This is a genomic window from Paenibacillus taiwanensis DSM 18679 (genome assembly GCF_000425125.1).
GTDB lineage: Bacteria > Bacillota > Bacilli > Paenibacillales > Paenibacillaceae > Paenibacillus_B > Paenibacillus_B taiwanensis.
The window spans coordinates 1-17,222 of the sequence record NZ_AULE01000003.1; the positions used below are offsets into that span (position 1 = coordinate 1).

Annotated in this window: 17 protein-coding genes and 1 rRNA gene; all 18 read right to left on the reverse strand. The window is 46.1% G+C overall.

All coding sequences use genetic code 11. The features are described from left to right. A 16S ribosomal RNA gene (locus H509_RS0100940) occupies positions 1-95 on the reverse strand; the annotation flags it as partial. Between the two features lie 464 nt (positions 96-559). Beyond that, a complete protein-coding gene (gene lysS, locus H509_RS0100945) occupies positions 560-2,068 on the reverse strand; it encodes a lysine--tRNA ligase (RefSeq protein ID WP_028543412.1) in 1,509 nt (502 codons plus the stop codon). 313 nt (positions 2,069-2,381) lie between these two features. Further along, on the reverse strand, positions 2,382-2,861 hold the full coding sequence (gene greA / locus H509_RS0100950) for a transcription elongation factor GreA (RefSeq protein WP_028543413.1): 480 nt from the start codon (positions 2,859-2,861) through the stop codon (positions 2,382-2,384). A gap of 276 nt (positions 2,862-3,137) precedes the next feature. Beyond that, the gene (dusB, locus tag H509_RS23945) at positions 3,138-4,178 is read right to left on the reverse strand and encodes a tRNA dihydrouridine synthase DusB (protein ID WP_245595954.1); all 1,041 of its coding nucleotides are present in this window, start codon (positions 4,176-4,178) and stop codon (positions 3,138-3,140) included. 33 nt (positions 4,179-4,211) lie between these two features. Continuing rightward, positions 4,212-4,445 carry a helix-turn-helix domain-containing protein gene (locus H509_RS0100960; RefSeq protein WP_036695792.1) on the reverse strand — a complete coding sequence of 78 codons (234 nt, stop codon included), beginning with the start codon at positions 4,443-4,445 and terminating at the stop codon, positions 4,212-4,214. Continuing rightward, entirely contained in the window at positions 4,388-4,927 is a 540-nt protein-coding gene (gene folK / locus H509_RS0100965; RefSeq protein WP_028543415.1) for a 2-amino-4-hydroxy-6-hydroxymethyldihydropteridine diphosphokinase, read from the reverse strand. The genes H509_RS0100960 and folK overlap by 58 nt, the downstream gene beginning before the upstream one ends. Further along, positions 4,924-5,367, reverse strand: a complete 444-nt coding sequence (gene folB, locus H509_RS0100970) for a dihydroneopterin aldolase (RefSeq protein ID WP_051286752.1) — start codon at positions 5,365-5,367, stop codon at positions 4,924-4,926. Before folB ends, folK begins: the two co-directional genes overlap by 4 nt. 53 nt (positions 5,368-5,420) lie before the next feature. Beyond that, positions 5,421-6,278, reverse strand: coding sequence for a dihydropteroate synthase (folP, locus tag H509_RS0100975; protein WP_028543417.1), 858 nt, complete (start codon positions 6,276-6,278; stop codon positions 5,421-5,423). 70 nt (positions 6,279-6,348) lie between these two features. Further along, on the reverse strand, positions 6,349-7,242 hold the full coding sequence (locus H509_RS0100980) for an aminotransferase class IV (protein ID WP_028543418.1): 894 nt from the start codon (positions 7,240-7,242) through the stop codon (positions 6,349-6,351). A gap of 1 nt (position 7,243) precedes the next feature. Then, entirely contained in the window at positions 7,244-7,819 is a 576-nt protein-coding gene (gene pabA, locus H509_RS0100985; protein ID WP_028543419.1) for an aminodeoxychorismate/anthranilate synthase component II, read from the reverse strand. 19 nt (positions 7,820-7,838) lie between these two features. Beyond that, positions 7,839-9,413 (reverse strand): anthranilate synthase component I family protein, encoded by a 1,575-nt coding sequence (locus tag H509_RS0100990; RefSeq protein ID WP_245595961.1) that lies wholly within the window; start codon positions 9,411-9,413, stop codon positions 7,839-7,841. A 252-nt stretch (positions 9,414-9,665) separates the two neighbouring features. Beyond that, positions 9,666-10,604 carry a cysteine synthase A gene (cysK, locus tag H509_RS0100995; RefSeq protein ID WP_028543421.1) on the reverse strand — a complete coding sequence of 313 codons (939 nt, stop codon included), beginning with the start codon at positions 10,602-10,604 and terminating at the stop codon, positions 9,666-9,668. A gap of 212 nt (positions 10,605-10,816) precedes the next feature. Continuing rightward, positions 10,817-11,761, reverse strand: coding sequence for a peptidylprolyl isomerase (locus H509_RS0101000; RefSeq protein WP_028543422.1), 945 nt, complete (start codon positions 11,759-11,761; stop codon positions 10,817-10,819). A 100-nt stretch (positions 11,762-11,861) separates the two neighbouring features. Next, positions 11,862-12,776 carry an Hsp33 family molecular chaperone HslO gene (hslO, locus tag H509_RS0101005; RefSeq protein ID WP_028543423.1) on the reverse strand — a complete coding sequence of 305 codons (915 nt, stop codon included), beginning with the start codon at positions 12,774-12,776 and terminating at the stop codon, positions 11,862-11,864. Positions 12,777-12,831: 55 nt separating this feature from the next. Continuing rightward, a complete protein-coding gene (locus H509_RS0101010; protein ID WP_028543424.1) occupies positions 12,832-13,605 on the reverse strand; it encodes a type III pantothenate kinase in 774 nt (257 codons plus the stop codon). A 4-nt stretch (positions 13,606-13,609) separates the two neighbouring features. After that, positions 13,610-14,473 (reverse strand): carboxylating nicotinate-nucleotide diphosphorylase, encoded by an 864-nt coding sequence (gene nadC / locus H509_RS0101015; protein ID WP_028543425.1) that lies wholly within the window; start codon positions 14,471-14,473, stop codon positions 13,610-13,612. Further along, the gene (nadB, locus tag H509_RS0101020; RefSeq protein WP_028543426.1) at positions 14,466-16,082 is read right to left on the reverse strand and encodes an L-aspartate oxidase; all 1,617 of its coding nucleotides are present in this window, start codon (positions 16,080-16,082) and stop codon (positions 14,466-14,468) included. Before nadB ends, nadC begins: the two co-directional genes overlap by 8 nt. 66 nt (positions 16,083-16,148) lie before the next feature. Further along, positions 16,149-17,087, reverse strand: coding sequence for a quinolinate synthase NadA (gene nadA, locus H509_RS0101025; protein WP_028543427.1), 939 nt, complete (start codon positions 17,085-17,087; stop codon positions 16,149-16,151). Positions 17,088-17,222 lie beyond the last annotated feature (135 nt).

The following is a 17,222-nucleotide window of genomic DNA, read 5'->3' on the forward strand; positions in this document are numbered from 1 at the left end:
TCAGAGGTGCAAGCACCTCATCAACTCCGCTCGACTTGCATGTATTAGGCACGCCGCCAGCGTTCGTCCTGAGCCAGGATCAAACTCTCCATTAAAGCGAATTTCGCTGCACAATCAAAGATTGTGATCAAATTTCACTCAAGTGTTTGACTTGCTCATTGTATTGCTGACGAGATAAATCTCGTGATTCTTAACATTCCCGTTAAATGCGCTTCATGACCAAAATCATGTCCTTCATTCAACGTTGCTCGTTGTTCAGTTTTCAAGGAACAATGTAATGGTTAGTGAAGCACTCTTTCGCTTCATTTTACCGTGTCGCTCAGCGGCGACTTAATTAATATACCATAGCCCCATATACAGTGCAACAGGTAAAAAAATACATATATACTATTAATGATATAGCCCTCTTACCTTGTTCTAACACGACTATTCCCAACATACTTATACGTTCTATTCATTACACGCATGACCTCAACGTAAACGGGATGTTGCTTATTCATGGTTCCTAATAAAGTAAGAAGACCGACTGCTTGGAGTCGGTCTCGAATATAAGTCACCCTTAGGCGTTGCCACGATCACGCATATGCGGGAACAACAGCACATCACGAATGGACGGAGCGTTAGCCAAGAGCATTACCAACCGGTCTACTCCAATACCAAGACCACCTGTTGGCGGCATACCATATTCTAACGCGCGGATAAAGTCGTCATCCATCTCATGTGCTTCATCATTACCATGTTCACGTTCTTGCAATTGTGACTCAAAGCGCTGACGTTGATCGATCGGATCATTTAGCTCCGAAAATGCATTTGCATGCTCACGCGCAACGATAAACAGCTCAAAACGATCCGTAAAGCGAGGATCTTGTTCATTTTTCTTCGCGAGTGGAGATATTTCAACTGGATGTCCGGTTACAAATGTAGGCTGAATTAATGTTTCTTCTACAAACTCCTCAAAGAACGCATTTAAAATATGACCAAATGAGAAGTGTGGTTCAACTTTTACTTTATGTTGTTTGGCAAAGCTATGTGCTTCCTCATCCGTCATATGAACGGAGAAGTCCACCCCTGTCGCTTCCTTAACTGCATCCACCATGGATACACGGCGCCATTGTGGAGTCAGATCAACATCATAATCTTGATACTTGATCTTCGTCGTCCCGAGTACCTCTTGTGCGATGTGTGCAATCAAGTTCTCTGTCAAGCTCATGATATCCTCGTAGTCAGCGTATGCTTCATACAATTCAATCATCGTGAACTCCGGATTGTGACGAGTGGATATCCCCTCGTTTCTATATACGCGACCGATTTCGTATACTTTCTCCATCCCACCTACAATAAGGCGCTTCAAGTGCAATTCAATAGCAATACGCATGTACAATTGCATATCGAGTGCATTATGATGCGTAATAAATGGACGCGCAGCAGCACCACCTGCGATAGCGTGCAATGTTGGTGTTTCTACTTCCAAAAAGCCCTGTCCGTCCAGATAACGACGCATCGACTGAATAATACGTGAACGGGTAATAAATGTTTGCTGCACATCAGGGCTCACAATAAGATCTACATAACGCTGGCGATAGCGAAGCTCAACGTCTTTCAAGCCGTGGAACTTGTCCGGCAGTGGATACAACGACTTGGATAGTATTTCAAGATCAAGGACTTTAATAGAAGTCTCACCTGTCTTAGTTTTAAATACCACGCCACGCACACCGATAATATCACCGATATCAAGCAAACTAAACGCTTCGTATTTCTCTGTAGGGATCGTGTCTTGACGTACATATATTTGAATACGACCTGTCAGGTCTTGAATATGTGCAAAGCTTGCTTTCCCCATTCCCCGCTTAGCCATAATACGACCTGCAAGGCTTACTTCTACATGTTGTTCCTCTAGTTCTTCCTTTGGCATATCCACATAGCTGTCCAATACCGCTTTAGCTGTATGTGTACGTGTGTACTTTGTTCCGAACGGGTCAATGCCAAGCTTGCGTAATTCCTCTAATTTGTCACGGCGAATCTGTAGTAACTCGCTTAGTTCCACTTCCTGATTAACGACATCCGTCATGAAGTTCACTCCCTTATTTTTGCAAACCAATGCAATCCATTCATTGTAATTCTCAAAATAGCATAACGGCAAATAACATAACGGCTCGCGCACATCCGTTACTTGTTCGAATTCCATCGTTGGCCTTCCCGTTATGACCTTATTGTAATGAAGCACGTGAATGCGTTATTGTTCTTTTCTTAGTATAACAGAGTAGCCATATGAATGTTCAAGCTATTAAGTATGGAAAAAAAGCTCCCTTACGGAAGCTTCTTAACCATTGTTCTTTAAAATGCAAAAGGATCGTTAAGCCAACCTAATTAGACTAGGCTGATTAGTTACCTTTAATTTCGACGATCTTGTATTGAATAACACCCGCAGGAACGCTCACATCAACAACAGTGCCAACGCCTTTGCCAAGAATTGCTTTTCCTACTGGACTCTCATTGGAAATTTTATTTTTCAGAGGATCTGACTCCGCAGTACCAACGATTGCATATTCCATCTTGTCGCCATACTCCAAGTCTTCAACGATAACGGTAGATCCAATGCTTACGATGTCTGTATTAATATCATCGTTGTTGATGATACGTGCGTTACGCAGCATTTTCTCCAAAGTAATGACACGGCCTTCGATAAAGGCTTGCTCGTTCTTGGCGTCTTCATACTCAGAGTTCTCGCTGATATCTCCGTAGCCGATCGCTACTTTAATACGCTCTGCCACTTCGCGGCGTTTTACGGATTTGAGATTGTCCAGCTCCTCCTCCAGTTTTTTAAGGCCGTCCTGAGTCAGAATTACTTCTTTATCGCTCATCTTACCGATTCTCCTGTCATGATCATTATTTTCGCAACACGAACTGTCTGTTGTATATTGAAATGTAAAATACCCCGGTGAAATCCGGGCAGCCGCGGCGAATACCTTATTCCATCATATGGCTCTAACCGCACATGATGACTCTCTTGCGTATGATTAGGGCCAACATACAGCACAGTCAACACATCAAGACCCGAGGCGATTTTTCTAATGTTGAATTATATGGGATGAATTTGTAAAAGTCAATGAGACCAAACACCCTCTATTGAAAACGCTTCAATGGACATTGTCCGATTGTGTGTCCTGCTCCGTTGCAGAGGTCCCACGTACACGATCAAACTCACCCGCATTTACCTGCTCCACATAACGTTCCAGCATACGCACAACTTCATCGCGATGCGTCTCTTCCATTATGGCGTCCTTAACACGTGCTGCTCCCGGTAGACCTTTCAAATACCACGCCAAATGTTTGCGCATTTCTTTAACGGCTACATGTTCACCTTTAAGTGCAATTAAACGATCCATATGAACAACTGCGATACGTACTTTCTCCTCTGCCGTCGGGTCGGGCATCAGCTCACCATTCGTCAAATACTGTACGGTTCGATACAACATCCACGGATTGCCTAGTGCTCCTCTTCCGACCATAACACCATCGCAGCCTGTAGTCTCCAGCATTTTCTTTGCATCTTCAGGGGTAAATACGTCACCGTTACCTATAACCGGAATGTCAACTGCTTCTTTTACTTGCTTAATGTAACTCCAGTCAGCAGTACCCGTATAAAGTTGTTCTCTTGTTCGTCCGTGAACACTAACGGCTTGCCCCCCTGCACGCTGTACTGCAAGTGCATTGTCTACCACAAAAATATGTTCATCATCCCAACCAATACGCATTTTGACAGTTACAGGCTTGTCAACTGCGTCAACGACTGCTGATACCATTTCGTAAATTTTGTCGGGATTTAGCAGCCATCTTGCACCCGCATCACATTTTGTTACTTTAGGTACAGGACAGCCCATATTGATGTCGATAATGTCTGCATTTGACTCTTTATCGACAATCTTCGCTGCTTCCACTAATGATTGACGATCTCCGCCAAATATTTGCAAACTTAGCGGTTTCTCACGATCGTCTACATATAGCATTTCACGTGTACGTTCATTTCCATGAACGAGCGCCTTGTCACTTACCATCTCGGCACACACCAAGCCGCAGCCGAACTCCTTTGCAATCAATCGAAACGCCGGGTTACATACCCCTGCCATTGGGGCCAGCACGACTCGATTTTTCATTTCAATACCAGCGATCTTCAGCATCTCGCTCACGCTCCTTCCTCTAGTTGCCATTCTCTATGTGTTTGTGCTGTTTGTGCTCGTATTAGCTTCGCCCGTCAATTCGCTAACTGATACCCGAAGCACCCCTGCAATACGTTCAACCATATGGTGATCCGCACTTCGGTTGCCTCTCTCCAGCTCGCCAATAACGGTGACCGATACATCCGTCTTTTCCGCCAATTGTTGTTGTGTTAATCCCCGGAGCTTGCGGAAAGCACGAATTCGTTTGCTGATTCGAATCGTCCCCACAGCCGAATTCCTTCCTTTCCTTCCAGTGTACCCAAGCGTTCCCGCACGAATGCGTGTAAGTTCTGCTCCTGTTCGAGAACAATGTCCGACAAAGGCACAAGAACAAACAACCGTTCCCCCATACGAGGATGTGGCAAAATCAATCTGTCATTGTGAGATATGTACCCGCTCATCCACAATAGATCAAGATCAATCGTACGTGGACCATTAGGAATATCACGAACACGCCCTAGTTGTTGCTCAATTTCAAGCATAATGTCCAATAACGCTAAGGGCTCCAATGTAGTAGCTACACAGGCTGTCATATTCAAAAATGCAGGCTGATCCTCATATCCAACAGGGTCCGTCTCATATACGGCAGAACACCGAGTGACACGAATATCATCACGTTGATGAAGCATGCGCAGCGCAGTGCATATGGTCCGCTCCCGCTCCCCCAGGTTTGCACCTAATGCGATATAAGCTTCCTTCCATGCTGTCATGATGATTGTTCGCCTCCGTCACTAACGCGCGCGCGCGTCATTTCAATGGTAACACCTGAAAAGTGAATGTCAAATGGAGGATTAGGCTTTGTTACACGAACGGTCGCCTCATTGATAAGCGGGAACGTAGCAAGCAGCACAGTCGCGATACGCTCCGTCAGTCTTTCCACCAACAAGTGCGATTCTTGCTCTACAATTGACTTCACTACCTCGTGAATCAATGCGTAGTTAATTGAAAGCTCCAGGTTGTCGCTTACCCCCGCCTGCTGCATATCTACTTGTAAATCCAGATCTACAAACCAATTTTGGCCTAGTCTTCGTTCTTCTTCAAATACCCCATGCTTGCCGAAGAAAGCCATCCGTGCCAGCTTCATACGATCAGGCTTAACAACACGTGTTGGTATCGGTATTATATCTTGAAAAGTAGGCAAGTCGCTCATTCTGGTCACCCCTTGTTGCTATTGTATAGTTACCAATCCTTTATTGAATCTCATTACATGCTTCTAGCAGCTTGCTTGCTCAACATCGCATCACACATCCGCGCAGTACGAGCGTTAGACTTTACATCATGCACGCGGACAATCTGGCAGCCTTGAGTTATGCCAAGTGTGGTGGTGGCTAACGTTCCTTCTACAACATCATCAACAGGAAGCTGCAAAGTGTCCCGAATAAATCGTTTACGAGACGTCCCAAGCAACACCGGATAACCAAGAGCGACCAATTCATCCAAATGATGCATCAATCGTAAATTGTCATCTCCATTTTTAGCAAATCCAATGCCTGGATCTAACCAGATGTGGCTATCTTGTACGCCTGTAAGCTTGGCCAAAGCTACACTCTCCAACAAGTCTTGCTTTATATCCTCCACATAATTCGTATAATTACGTTCAGGGCGGTTGTGCATCAGTATGATCGGACAGTCGAATTCAGCAGCTATGTGTGCCATCTTCGCATCCTTCTTACATCCCCATATATCATTAATGATGTGCGCTCCTGCGAGTAAGGCCCGCTTCGCGACCTCTGCTTTGTAGGTATCCACAGACAACGGAATATGCGGCATCTCAGCATGTAATGCCTCAATAACAGGCAAAACTCGTCTAAGCTCTTCTTCCTGTCCAACCGGCGCAGAACCAGGCCTAGTAGATTCGCCACCAATATCCAGTATATGAGCACCATCTGCTATCATCTGTCTGGCATGTTCAACCGCATGATCAATACGGCTGTATTGCCCGCCGTCCGAGAAGGAATCGGGTGTCACATTTAAAATGCCCATAATTAAAGTGTTGCGTCCCAGCTTTAAGCTAGCGCCATTCAACGTATACGTTCGTTCATAAATGGTTGGTGCCAACATCTTCGACACACCTCCTACATACATCTACATCGTCTCGTTGCGTCACAAGTTGTGCACGGACGATGAACATTCATGCTAAGTCTGACCAACAAGCAGCTTCGCGACGGTAAGCTGCCAGCAATTGCTGCGTGACGGGCCCGATGTGTCCCTCGCCTATTATTACTTCCGTATGCTTATCACTCCATAAAGTAGTTACAGGCACAATTTCTTGAACAGAAGTAGTTACGAATACTTCTGTTGCCTGTAGCAGCGTTTCCCAGCCAAAGCAATATTCTTTTGTAGTTAGCCCTTGTTCATATGCTAACTCGATTACACGGGCTCGTGTAATGCCAGGCAATATGCCCGTATGGATAGCAGGCGTAACCAGCGTATGATCCACTACAGCAAATACATTACTTACAATACCTTCCGCCACATAGCCATGTTCATTCAGCATAAGCCCCTCTGCTCCAAGTTCCGCTGACGGATACGTCATCAGTTCCCGCTTGGCTAATATGTTGTTCATGTAGTGGCCTGATTTGTGGCGAATGATGGATTCTGGGCTGTTCCTTCTAGTGGTGAGAAGCTGAAGCGGACGTCCTGTCTTGTAAAGCTCTTCTGGAAGAGGAGGAAGTGGCTTGGTCAGAACCATGACGATGGGATGTGCATAACAATCGGTTGGCAGGCCGAAACCCTGTTCCCCTGCACTGACTGTAAGCCTAATATAGCCCTCATCAAGCCCATTTGCATGCATGACGTCTCTAATATGGATAGCCATCTCGTCACGTTGTATACGAAGTATAATACCTAAGTCATCACATGCACTATGCAGACGATCCAAATGCTGCTCTAGCAAATAAGGACGTCCGTTATAAGTCCTCATCGTCTCAAATAACGTCATTCCGTATAAAAAGCCGTGATCCCACACCGGGACCACAGCTTCCTCCGCTGACCTTAACTTGCCGTTCCAACCGATGATCGTCACGTCACTCCCCTGCCTTTGCAGAAAGAAAGTTACGCAGCATCTGATGTCCGTGGTCAGTAATGATGGATTCCGGGTGAAATTGTACGCCCTCAATAAGAAATTGTTTATGGCGCAGCCCCATAATCTCTCCCTCAGCCGTCTCAGCCGTTATCTCTAGGCATTCGGGCAGCGTCTCCCGTTCTACAATTAAAGAATGATAACGTGTTGCAGTGAATGGAGACGGAAGCCCGCGAAAGACTGACTTGCCATGATGGTGAATTGGTGATGTTTTGCCATGCATCAATCGTGCTGCACGAATGACATGGCCACCGAATGCCTGTCCAATGGCCTGATGCCCAAGACATACACCAAAGATCGGAATTCTACCTTTGAAATGGTCGATAACAGCGAGCGTAATCCCCGCTTCATTAGGTGTACATGGACCTGGCGATAACAATATGTGATTTGGTTTTAATTGCTCGATCTCGGCAAGCGTTATCGCATCATTGCGGTATACCTGAACATCCTCTCCAAGCTCCCCTAAGTACTGAACCAGATTATACGTAAATGAATCATAATTATCGATAACGAGTATCATCAGTGATACCTCCCCGTCCTTATGGGCTTGCGCGCAGCTCATCCAATGAACGTTCGCTCATCTGAACGGCTTTCCATAACGCCTTGGCTTTACTTAGACTCTCTACATATTCACGTTCTGGATCAGAATCGATGACGATACCTGCCCCGGCCTGAATATGTGCAATGCCGTCCTTCATTGTTAAAGTGCGAATAATTATATTTAATTCCATATCGCCGTTATAGTCAATCCATCCAAAGGAACCCGTGTAGGGGCCGCGACGAACAGGTTCAAGCTCTTCTATAATCTCCATCGTGCGTACTTTGGGAGCGCCAGTAATCGTTCCCCCAGGAAATTTGGCCCGGATTACATCGTACGCATCTTTGCCGTCTGCCAGCTTGCCGCGCACATTCGAGACAAGATGCATCACATGGGAATAATATTCAATAGCCATCAGTTCATCTACACGAACAGATCCGTATTGAGAAATGCGGCCCAAATCGTTCCGATCGAGATCGACCAGCATAATGTGCTCCGCACGTTCCTTCTCATTGGTACGCAGTTCTTCTGCCATTAGCGCATCTTCTTCTGGTGTACGACCTCTGCGCCTCGTTCCCGCAATCGGTCTAGCTGTAACTTCACCCCGCTCAAGCTTAACCAGCAGTTCAGGTGAGCAAGACACAAGCTGGAAGTCTGCAAATCGCATCAAACCCATATACGGAGACGGATTCACCTGTCGCAGCCATTCATACAACTGCTCGGGAGATTCTTTTACTTTACGCATTTGACGCATGGACAGATTGACCTGAAACACATCACCTTGACTGATATAGGCTTGAATACGTCTTACAGCCGCTTTGAAGTCCTCCTTCGGAAACGCGGCCGTAACGCCCTCGTATGCCTCCACATCGATAGCTAGTCCCTCTTGCAGCAACTGTTCACGCAATTCACGTTGATGCACTGCTGAGGCCTGCTCCGCAGCCGACAACCACTTTTCCCAGCTTTGTTTCATACAGGCAACGCGCTGCACAGCTGCGGCATACGCTTCGGTTAACCCTTCAGTGCTGGCTTGAGGCCAATTTGTCATTACAGCACAATACAACATATGCTCTTGATGATCCATAATCCATAGTTCATTCATTTGCAAAAATACGTAATCCGGCAGCTCTAAATCATCTTGCGCTATATGAGGAAGACGTTCTATAGAACGTGCGACGTCATAGCTGAGATAACCGACGCAACCACCAGTAAACTTAGGCATGCCTTCGACACGAGGGGAACGAAAAGGAGACATCCAATGCTTAATCGCTGCTAAAGGCTCCATATCTAAATGCTCAAGGTGTTGATCGCCAGTTATTATAGTTGCTGCATGCCCTTTACCAGATAAAACGGATACCGGCTCTAGCCCTAGGAATGTGTACCTTCCATCCTTGCCGCTTTCTAGCACGAAGCTGTTTGGCGCTGCCTCTTTCCAGGCCTCCATCCAAGAAGGCATACGATGATATCTTGTGTCCATACAATAGGATTCTATATAAGGCAAAATTGTATATCCGTTATCCATCCAAATACGCCATTGCTCCAAGGAGCAAGACTGCATAGGCGTTGTCATATTCATCTGAATCACTCGTTCACCTCATTGTTGTATATCGCTGACTGCGCCGACTACAAGTCTGCTGTGTACGCAATCCGCCATGGAATACACCTAGTATAATAGAAAGACGAATGTGACGAAAGGGAGACAACGAACCCCCCGCTAACCAGATACAGGGATCACCTGCATCATTCAGCGGGGGGTTATCTACAGACATGTTAATCGTTAGTGTTCAGCGCTAGCGTACCTGCGTCGCTTTCCAAATTAAACCGCAGATTAATCCTCAAAATTAAAGAGTGGTGTGCTAAGATAGCGCTCGCCGTTGCTTGGTACAATAGCGATGACACGTTTGCCTGCTCCTAGCTCCTTCGCTAGTTGAAGGGCCGCATTAATTGCTGCACCGGAGGAAATTCCGACCAATAATCCTTCCTCCTTGGCAACACGACGTGCAGTCTCAAAAGCATCTTCATTCTCGATCGTAATAACTTGATCATAAATCTCACGATTTAAAATATCAGGGATAAAGTTAGCACCGATACCTTGAATCTTATGTGGTCCGGGCTTACCTCCGGACAAGATCGGCGAGGCAGCAGGTTCTACTGCGACGATACGCACGTCTGGGAAGTTCTGCTTTAAAATCTCTCCCGCACCAGAGATCGTTCCTCCAGTACCAATCCCTGCGACAAAGCCGTCCAATTTGCCATCCAAAGCATTAATCGCTTCAACAATTTCGGGTCCTGTCGTCTCCAGATGAATCTTCACGTTAGCTTGATTCTTGAATTGTTGCGGAATGAAGTAGCTCGGATTCTCAGCAGCAAGCTCTTCGGCCTTGCGAACTGCGCCGTTCATACCTTCGGATCCTGGTGTCAACACAAGCTCGGCGCCATATGCGCGCAGCAAGTTACGACGCTCAAGACTCATCGTTTCAGGCATAACCAATATGGCTCTATACCCTTTCGCAGCTGCTACCATTGCAAGTCCGATTCCTGTATTTCCACTTGTAGGTTCTACGATTGTCGCTCCTGGCTTCAAGTGACCTTCAGCTTCAGCCACTTCAATCATGCTAATAGCAATACGATCTTTAACACTTGAACCTGGGTTTTGATACTCAAGCTTAACATATACCTCAGCACTGCCTTCGGGAACGATTCGATTCAAGCGGACAATCGGTGTATCTCCGATTAGTTCCGTCACGCTGTTAACGATTCTTGCCATAATAATGCCCTCCCTATAATAAAATGAAGCTTATTTATTTCCGAGTAATTCAGTTGGTTTTATTATCACCTATCTTATCAACGTTATATCACGATGTCAATACACATTTTGAAAAATGTGGTACTTTAGTCACTAGAAAAAGAAGCAATGATGAGCGCCTGTGCCTACTCTCATCATTGCTTCTTTTGTCATCTCTTCTTACATATCGTAAATTAGGAATCTGCCTCGTGATCCAGCAGCTTCGCCTCATACTTCACTCGCAGCTTTCGTTCAACTTCTGTAAGTGGATCGGCCTTGGACAAAGCGACCTCCCGCCGAGCTCGCTGTCGAACCGAGCTGCGCCCAAGCGGATCATCCTGCTTGCGTCCGCTTAACATTACGATTGCATATCCATCCGTAATCTTAACCGGCTCCGACCACTGTCCGACCTCCAACTGGGCGGCGGTCATCAGCTCGTTTGCAGCTAAAAAGGGATCATCATCGTCAATCCATCCTAAAATACCGCCAGCCGCCGAGCTAAAGGCATCTTTAGAATATTGGCGTGCCAATTCAGAGAATTCCTCTCCCTCAGCAAGCCTATCTGACACCTGCTTCGCATCAGCCAGCGTACTTGTTACAATATGCGACAGCTCATAAGAAATAGTAGACTCGAATTGGTCCCTATGTTCGGTCAAATACTGATCTATCTCATCTTCTGATACCTGAATGCCGTGAATCGCTACTTTCTCTAGTCGGAGATGATTAATTGCATCATCTCGAATCTGCGCCGGGCTCATACCTAACTGTTCCCGCATCGCTGTATAGTAGGCTTCCTCGCTTTCATAGCCAGCCATCTGAAGACGCAGCTCTGCGGCCGCTTCCTCATCCGTAACACTAATGGCTAACACTTCTGCTTCCAACTGTATCGCCTTTAATGTCATCATCTGATCTAGCACCAGCATGCCATACTGCCGTTGCAGTTCCCCGATCCATTCCTCTTTAGTTATCGGATTGCCACCAACGGTGGCCAGTATTGGAGGTGCTGGGGAAGGGTCGCCTACTAGGCTAGATTTGCTTTCAGAAGAATCAGCTCGAAATATAAGAATGCCTCCCAGTACAAGGACACAGGTAAACAGTATAAAGATACAGACCCATAAGCTCTTGACTACTTTGGTCATATGGCTTAATTTCCTTATCCTCATTGCTTACTTCGAACGTACATGGCTTAAAGCTACTGACTTTCAACATTCAAGTTCATCCATTGTTGCTGCTTATGACTTACTTATTCACTTGTGCAACTAGCTCCTGTAGCTTCTCTCTATTAAACGTATACGCTTCATTACAGAAGTGGCACATCACTTCCGCCTGTCCTTCTTCTTCAATGATAGCTTGCAGCTCTTGCTTGCCCAGGCTGATCAGCGTCTGTTCTACTCGCTCCTGTGAGCACTGGCAGCGGAAGACAATGGGCATATGCTCCATAATTTGCACATCATCTACAACCCAGCTCAGCATTTCTTCCAATTCGAGACCTTGGCTCAGCAGCGAAGTAATAGGCGGTAAAGCACTAAGTGACTGCTCAATCTTTCCAATCTCCTCATCACTTAAGCCTGGCAGCAACTGAATGATAAACCCACCCGCATGTATAACCGTGTTGTCTACATCAACGAGCACACCCAATCCGACTGCTGAAGGTGTTTGTTCAGAAGTAGCGAAATAGTACGTAAAGTCTTCACCTAATTCACCTGAGATAATAGGCGAGCTGCCACGATAAGGCTCTTTTAGACCCAAATCCTTCGTCACATGGATAAAGCCATCACGGCCTACTGCTCCGGCGACGTCAAGCTTGCCTTGATTGTTGCTGGCCAAATGGACTTGTGGATGTGTAACATAACCTCTTACTTCACCCTTTGCATTGGCATCCGCTACGATTTGTCCGAGCGGTCCCTCCCCTTTAACCTGCACGGTGAGCTTTTCCTCACCTTTCATCATTGCCCCCATCATGGCGGCTGCCGTCACTGTCCGTCCGAGCGCCGCAGTCGCTGTGGGGTAAGTCTGGTGACGATGTTGAAGCTCATCCACAAGATGAGTTGTACGTACTGCAAATACACGTACTTTACCATTTAACGCAGTACCGCGTACTAGAGTATCAACACGCTCTTCTTTTACAGATGTTGATTCATTGCTTGTAGTCATTCTTAATTGCCTCCTGTTGCCTGTAAAATGTTAGACGCGCTAATGTATCAAATAGTTACACTATATTTCGTTGATAAATAATACGAAGACCTTCCAATGTAAGCAGTGGATTAGTCTCCTGCATCGTCATGGATTCACTACTGATCAATTCGGCTAGCCCACCGGTTCCAATAACACGCGGCTTTGTCCCAAGCTCCGCCTCAATACGTCCTATAATGCCATCTACCTGACCTGCATATCCAAAAATAATTCCCGCCTGCATCGAGTGGATCGTATTACGTCCAATGACTGACTTGGGTTTGGTTAATTCAATTCGGGGCAGCTTGGCTGCTCTCTGGTACAACGCTTCTGTTGAAATTCCAATGCCAGGGACGATCGCTCCTCCCATATAGTTGCCCTTGGGATCGATCACGTCAAACGTCGTTGCTGTTCCAAAATCCACAATAACAAGCGGTTGCCCGATACCATATATCTCGATAGCGGCCACTGCATTGACAATGCGGTCTGCCCCGACTTCACGAGGATTCTCATAACGAATATTAAGACCCGTCTTAATGCCAGGTCCAACGATAAGCGGTTCTTTTCCTAGATAAGTATCACAAAGCTGTTCCATTGTCCGCATAATCGGAGGAACAACAGATGAGATAATAACACCATCGATATCTTGTACCGATAGTTGCGACATGGACAATAAATTGTGAATCATCACACCATATTCATCCGAAGTGGCCTGACGATTTGTCGCTAAGCGCCAATGGTGAAGAAGCTTGTTCCCTCTATAAACACCAAGCACAATATTGGTATTCCCTACGTCTATGACGAGAACCACAGCTTTACCCCACTTTCTTCTCATTAAGATCCAGACTAATATCTAATGCATGAAAGGAATAGGTAAGCGCACCTACAGAGATAACATCGACACCAGACAAAGCTTTGTCACGGATAGTCTCCAAGGTTACACCTCCAGAGGCTTCGATTAACACATGCGGCGCTTGTTCACGGATCACTTTAACCGCTTCCTGCATATGTGTCGAGCTCATATTATCCAACATAATAATATCTGCGCCTGCTTGAATAGCTTGTTGTACTTGATCCATAGATTCTGTTTCAACTTCAATTTTCATCGTATACGGAATATGCTCACGTGCCCGTGACACCGCATCACGTATACTACCTGCACCCTTAATATGATTGTCTTTAATCATAACTGCATCGTACAAGCCATACCGATGGTTGGCGCCTCCTCCGACACGTACCGCATATTTTTCAAGCGCACGATGTCCAGGAGTTGTCTTGCGCGTATCAACAAGCCTAACCGGTAGGCCCGCAATGGCCTCCACAAATACAGCTGTTTTCGTGGCAATACCGGACATACGCTGCATCAAGTTAAGCGCCAAACGCTCGCCCGTTAATATACTGTGTGTGCTGCCTTCAACCTCAGCTAGTATTGTACCCTTCTGAACACGTTCACCTTCTTGCACGAAGGCATGAAACGTGAGATGGGGGTCAACGACTTCGAACACAGCTTCGGCAACAGGAAGCCCCGCGATGACACCATCTTCTTTGGCATGAATAATGCCTTTGGATTGTTGCCCTTTAGGTACAGTAAACGCTGTCGTAACATCACCTGTACCGATATCTTCCTTAAGCCACGCTGCAATTTGCTCGCGCAGCGCCAAGCGCTCTATATTAAACATCGTTAATTCTCTCCTCTGTAATACCTCGTTCACGATGAATCAGGGTGTGTTTGCGCCAATGCCCATCGTCACGATCTGAAAAATCTTCCCGATAATGGGCGCCGCGGCTCTCCTGCCGCCAATATGCCGATTCGGTTACAAGCAGCGCACAAGTAAGTAAGTTTGCAAATTCATACTCTTCTCTTCTCGTTAAACGCGATTGGAAGAAGCCAAGCTGACGCTTCAATTCGTCAAGCCCTTTTATCATCCCTTCGGCATCACGGCGTAAACCAGCATACCGAACCATTATTTTTTGCAATTTGAGGCGTCGTTCAACGACGGCCTGCATCGGTATGTCATGACGACCGGACTGCACCGACAGCCCCTTCACTCGATTGGTTGGCTGAGATAACTGATGAATACGCTCTACAATTCGGCGACCAAACACAATAGCCTCAGACAATGAATTGCTAGCCAAGCGATTTGCACCATGAACACCAGTAGAAGAAGTCTCCCCACAAGCAAACAAGCGGCCGATATTAGTCTCGCCGTTCAAATCTGTCTTCACGCCACCCATCATGTAATGGGCTGCAGGTGAGACTGGAATCCAATCGCTAGTCAAATCAAGTCCGTACTGTAAGCAGGTCTCATATATAGTGGGAAAACGATGCTTCACCATTTCCTCAGATTCATGGGTAATGTCCAAATATACAAAGGTAGACTTGGTAGCTTCCATTTCACTAACTATTGCACGAGCTACAATATCACGCGGAGCCAACTCCTGCTGGTGGTGGTACCGTTCCATAAAGCGTTCTCCCTTAATATTGCGCAGCACTGCACCTTCACCTCGTACCGCTTCTGAAATCAAGAAGCGTGGTGCTCCTGGATAGCTGAGGGCAGTAGGATGAAATTGGTTAAACTCCATGTCCTGTATGTATGCACCTGCTCGATACGCCATAGCGATACCGTCACCTGTGGCTACTTCTGGGTTAGTCGTATATCGATACAGTTGACCTGTCCCGCCTGTACATAGAATTGTTGCCTTCCCCGTTATATATACACGCTCACTGTCAGGGCGCTGTACAATAGCCCCGAGACATTCGCAATCTTTAATAATTAAATCGATAGCAAAATGATCATCCCAAACGGTTATGTTTGGAATGTTTTTAACTTTTTCGGCTAAGGCACGTACAATTTCAAAGCCTGTTGCATCACCATGAGCATGCAAAATTCTGCGATGACTATGTGCACCTTCCTTAGTCAAGGCCAGCTCGCCATTTTCAAAATCAAACTCTGTCCCCATCTTCATTAACTCTTTAACACCGTCTGGTCCTTCATGAACCAACACATTAACTGCCTCCGGCGAGCATAAACCGGCACCTGCAACTAATGTATCCTGACGGTGATAGGCGGGAGAATCATCATCAGATATCACAGCTGCAATACCACCCTGTGCATACCGAGTATTGCTGTCAAAGAGCGACTTCTTCGTAATAATGGTGACTCGGTGTTTACGGCTAGCCTTGATCGCCGCAAATAACCCCGCAATTCCCGCTCCGATAATAATTACATCGGTCTCTTCATGTGGCAGTTCATCTAGTGAAAAATCGATCAAATACGGAGGTATCATATCCGTTCACTCCTTATTATCCGCTCTTGCGTACATAACTCGCTTACAGAAGAGTAGCGCATGCTACTACTTCACCTGTAACATGCGCTCCAATGATAACCGTGCTTTCTCGGCAACTTGCGGCGGAACATAAATTTGCGGCTGCATCGTTTCGAGACATTTCACGAGCTTTTTCAAGTTGTTTACTTTCATGTTGGGACAAACCAAATATTTCGTTGCAAAATGGAACGATTTATGCGGACTGTCTTTTCGCAGCTGGTATCCGGTTCCATCTTCGGTTCCCACAATGAATTCTGTATACTCTGAATCCCGACAATATTGAAGTATCGCAGTCGTACTTCCGACAAAATCCCCCATTGCCACAACCTCGGGTCTGCATTCTGGGTGTACAACAAAGGCAGCGTTAGGATATTTGGCTTTCATCTCAACTACATCTTTAACCGTTAGCATATCATGAGTGTTACAGTAACCTTCCCAGATAATCATCTCTCTGCCTGTCATATCTTGCACATAATGGCCAAGGTTCTTATCTGGTACCCATATAATCTCTTCAGCATCAATCGATTCAATTACTTTAACCGCGTTAGAGGAAGTACAGCAAATATCTGTTTCTGCCTTGATGTCCGCTGAGGAGTTAATATATGTTACAACCTTCGCATTGGGATGCTGAGCCTTCAGCTTGCGAAGTCCATCTACATTCACCATATCAGCCATCGGGCAACCAGCACGCTCATCAGGAATAATGACGGTTTTGTTAGGCGCTAATATCTTTGCGCTCTCCCCCATAAAGTGTACTCCGCAGAATACGATCACATCTGCATCCGTCTCTGCTGCCTTTTGAGCCAACAAGAACGAGTCCCCCCGGAAATCAGCCACCTCTTGAATCTCATCGCGCTGATAATAATGCGCCAGTATGATAGCATTACGTTCTTTCTTCAACTGTATAAGCCGCTCGCGCAGCTCTCGATTCTGCTCTTCCTTACGCGCCAATGCTAGTGCTTCCAACTGCACGTAAACTTCACCCCTTGGCCTTGTCATTAACACCTAATTTACACAACGCTATTACGTGTGTCAATTCACAATTACACGCATCGTGCGCAGTAGTTGTCCGTATCCGAAGTATTCCTTCACTTATCCTTA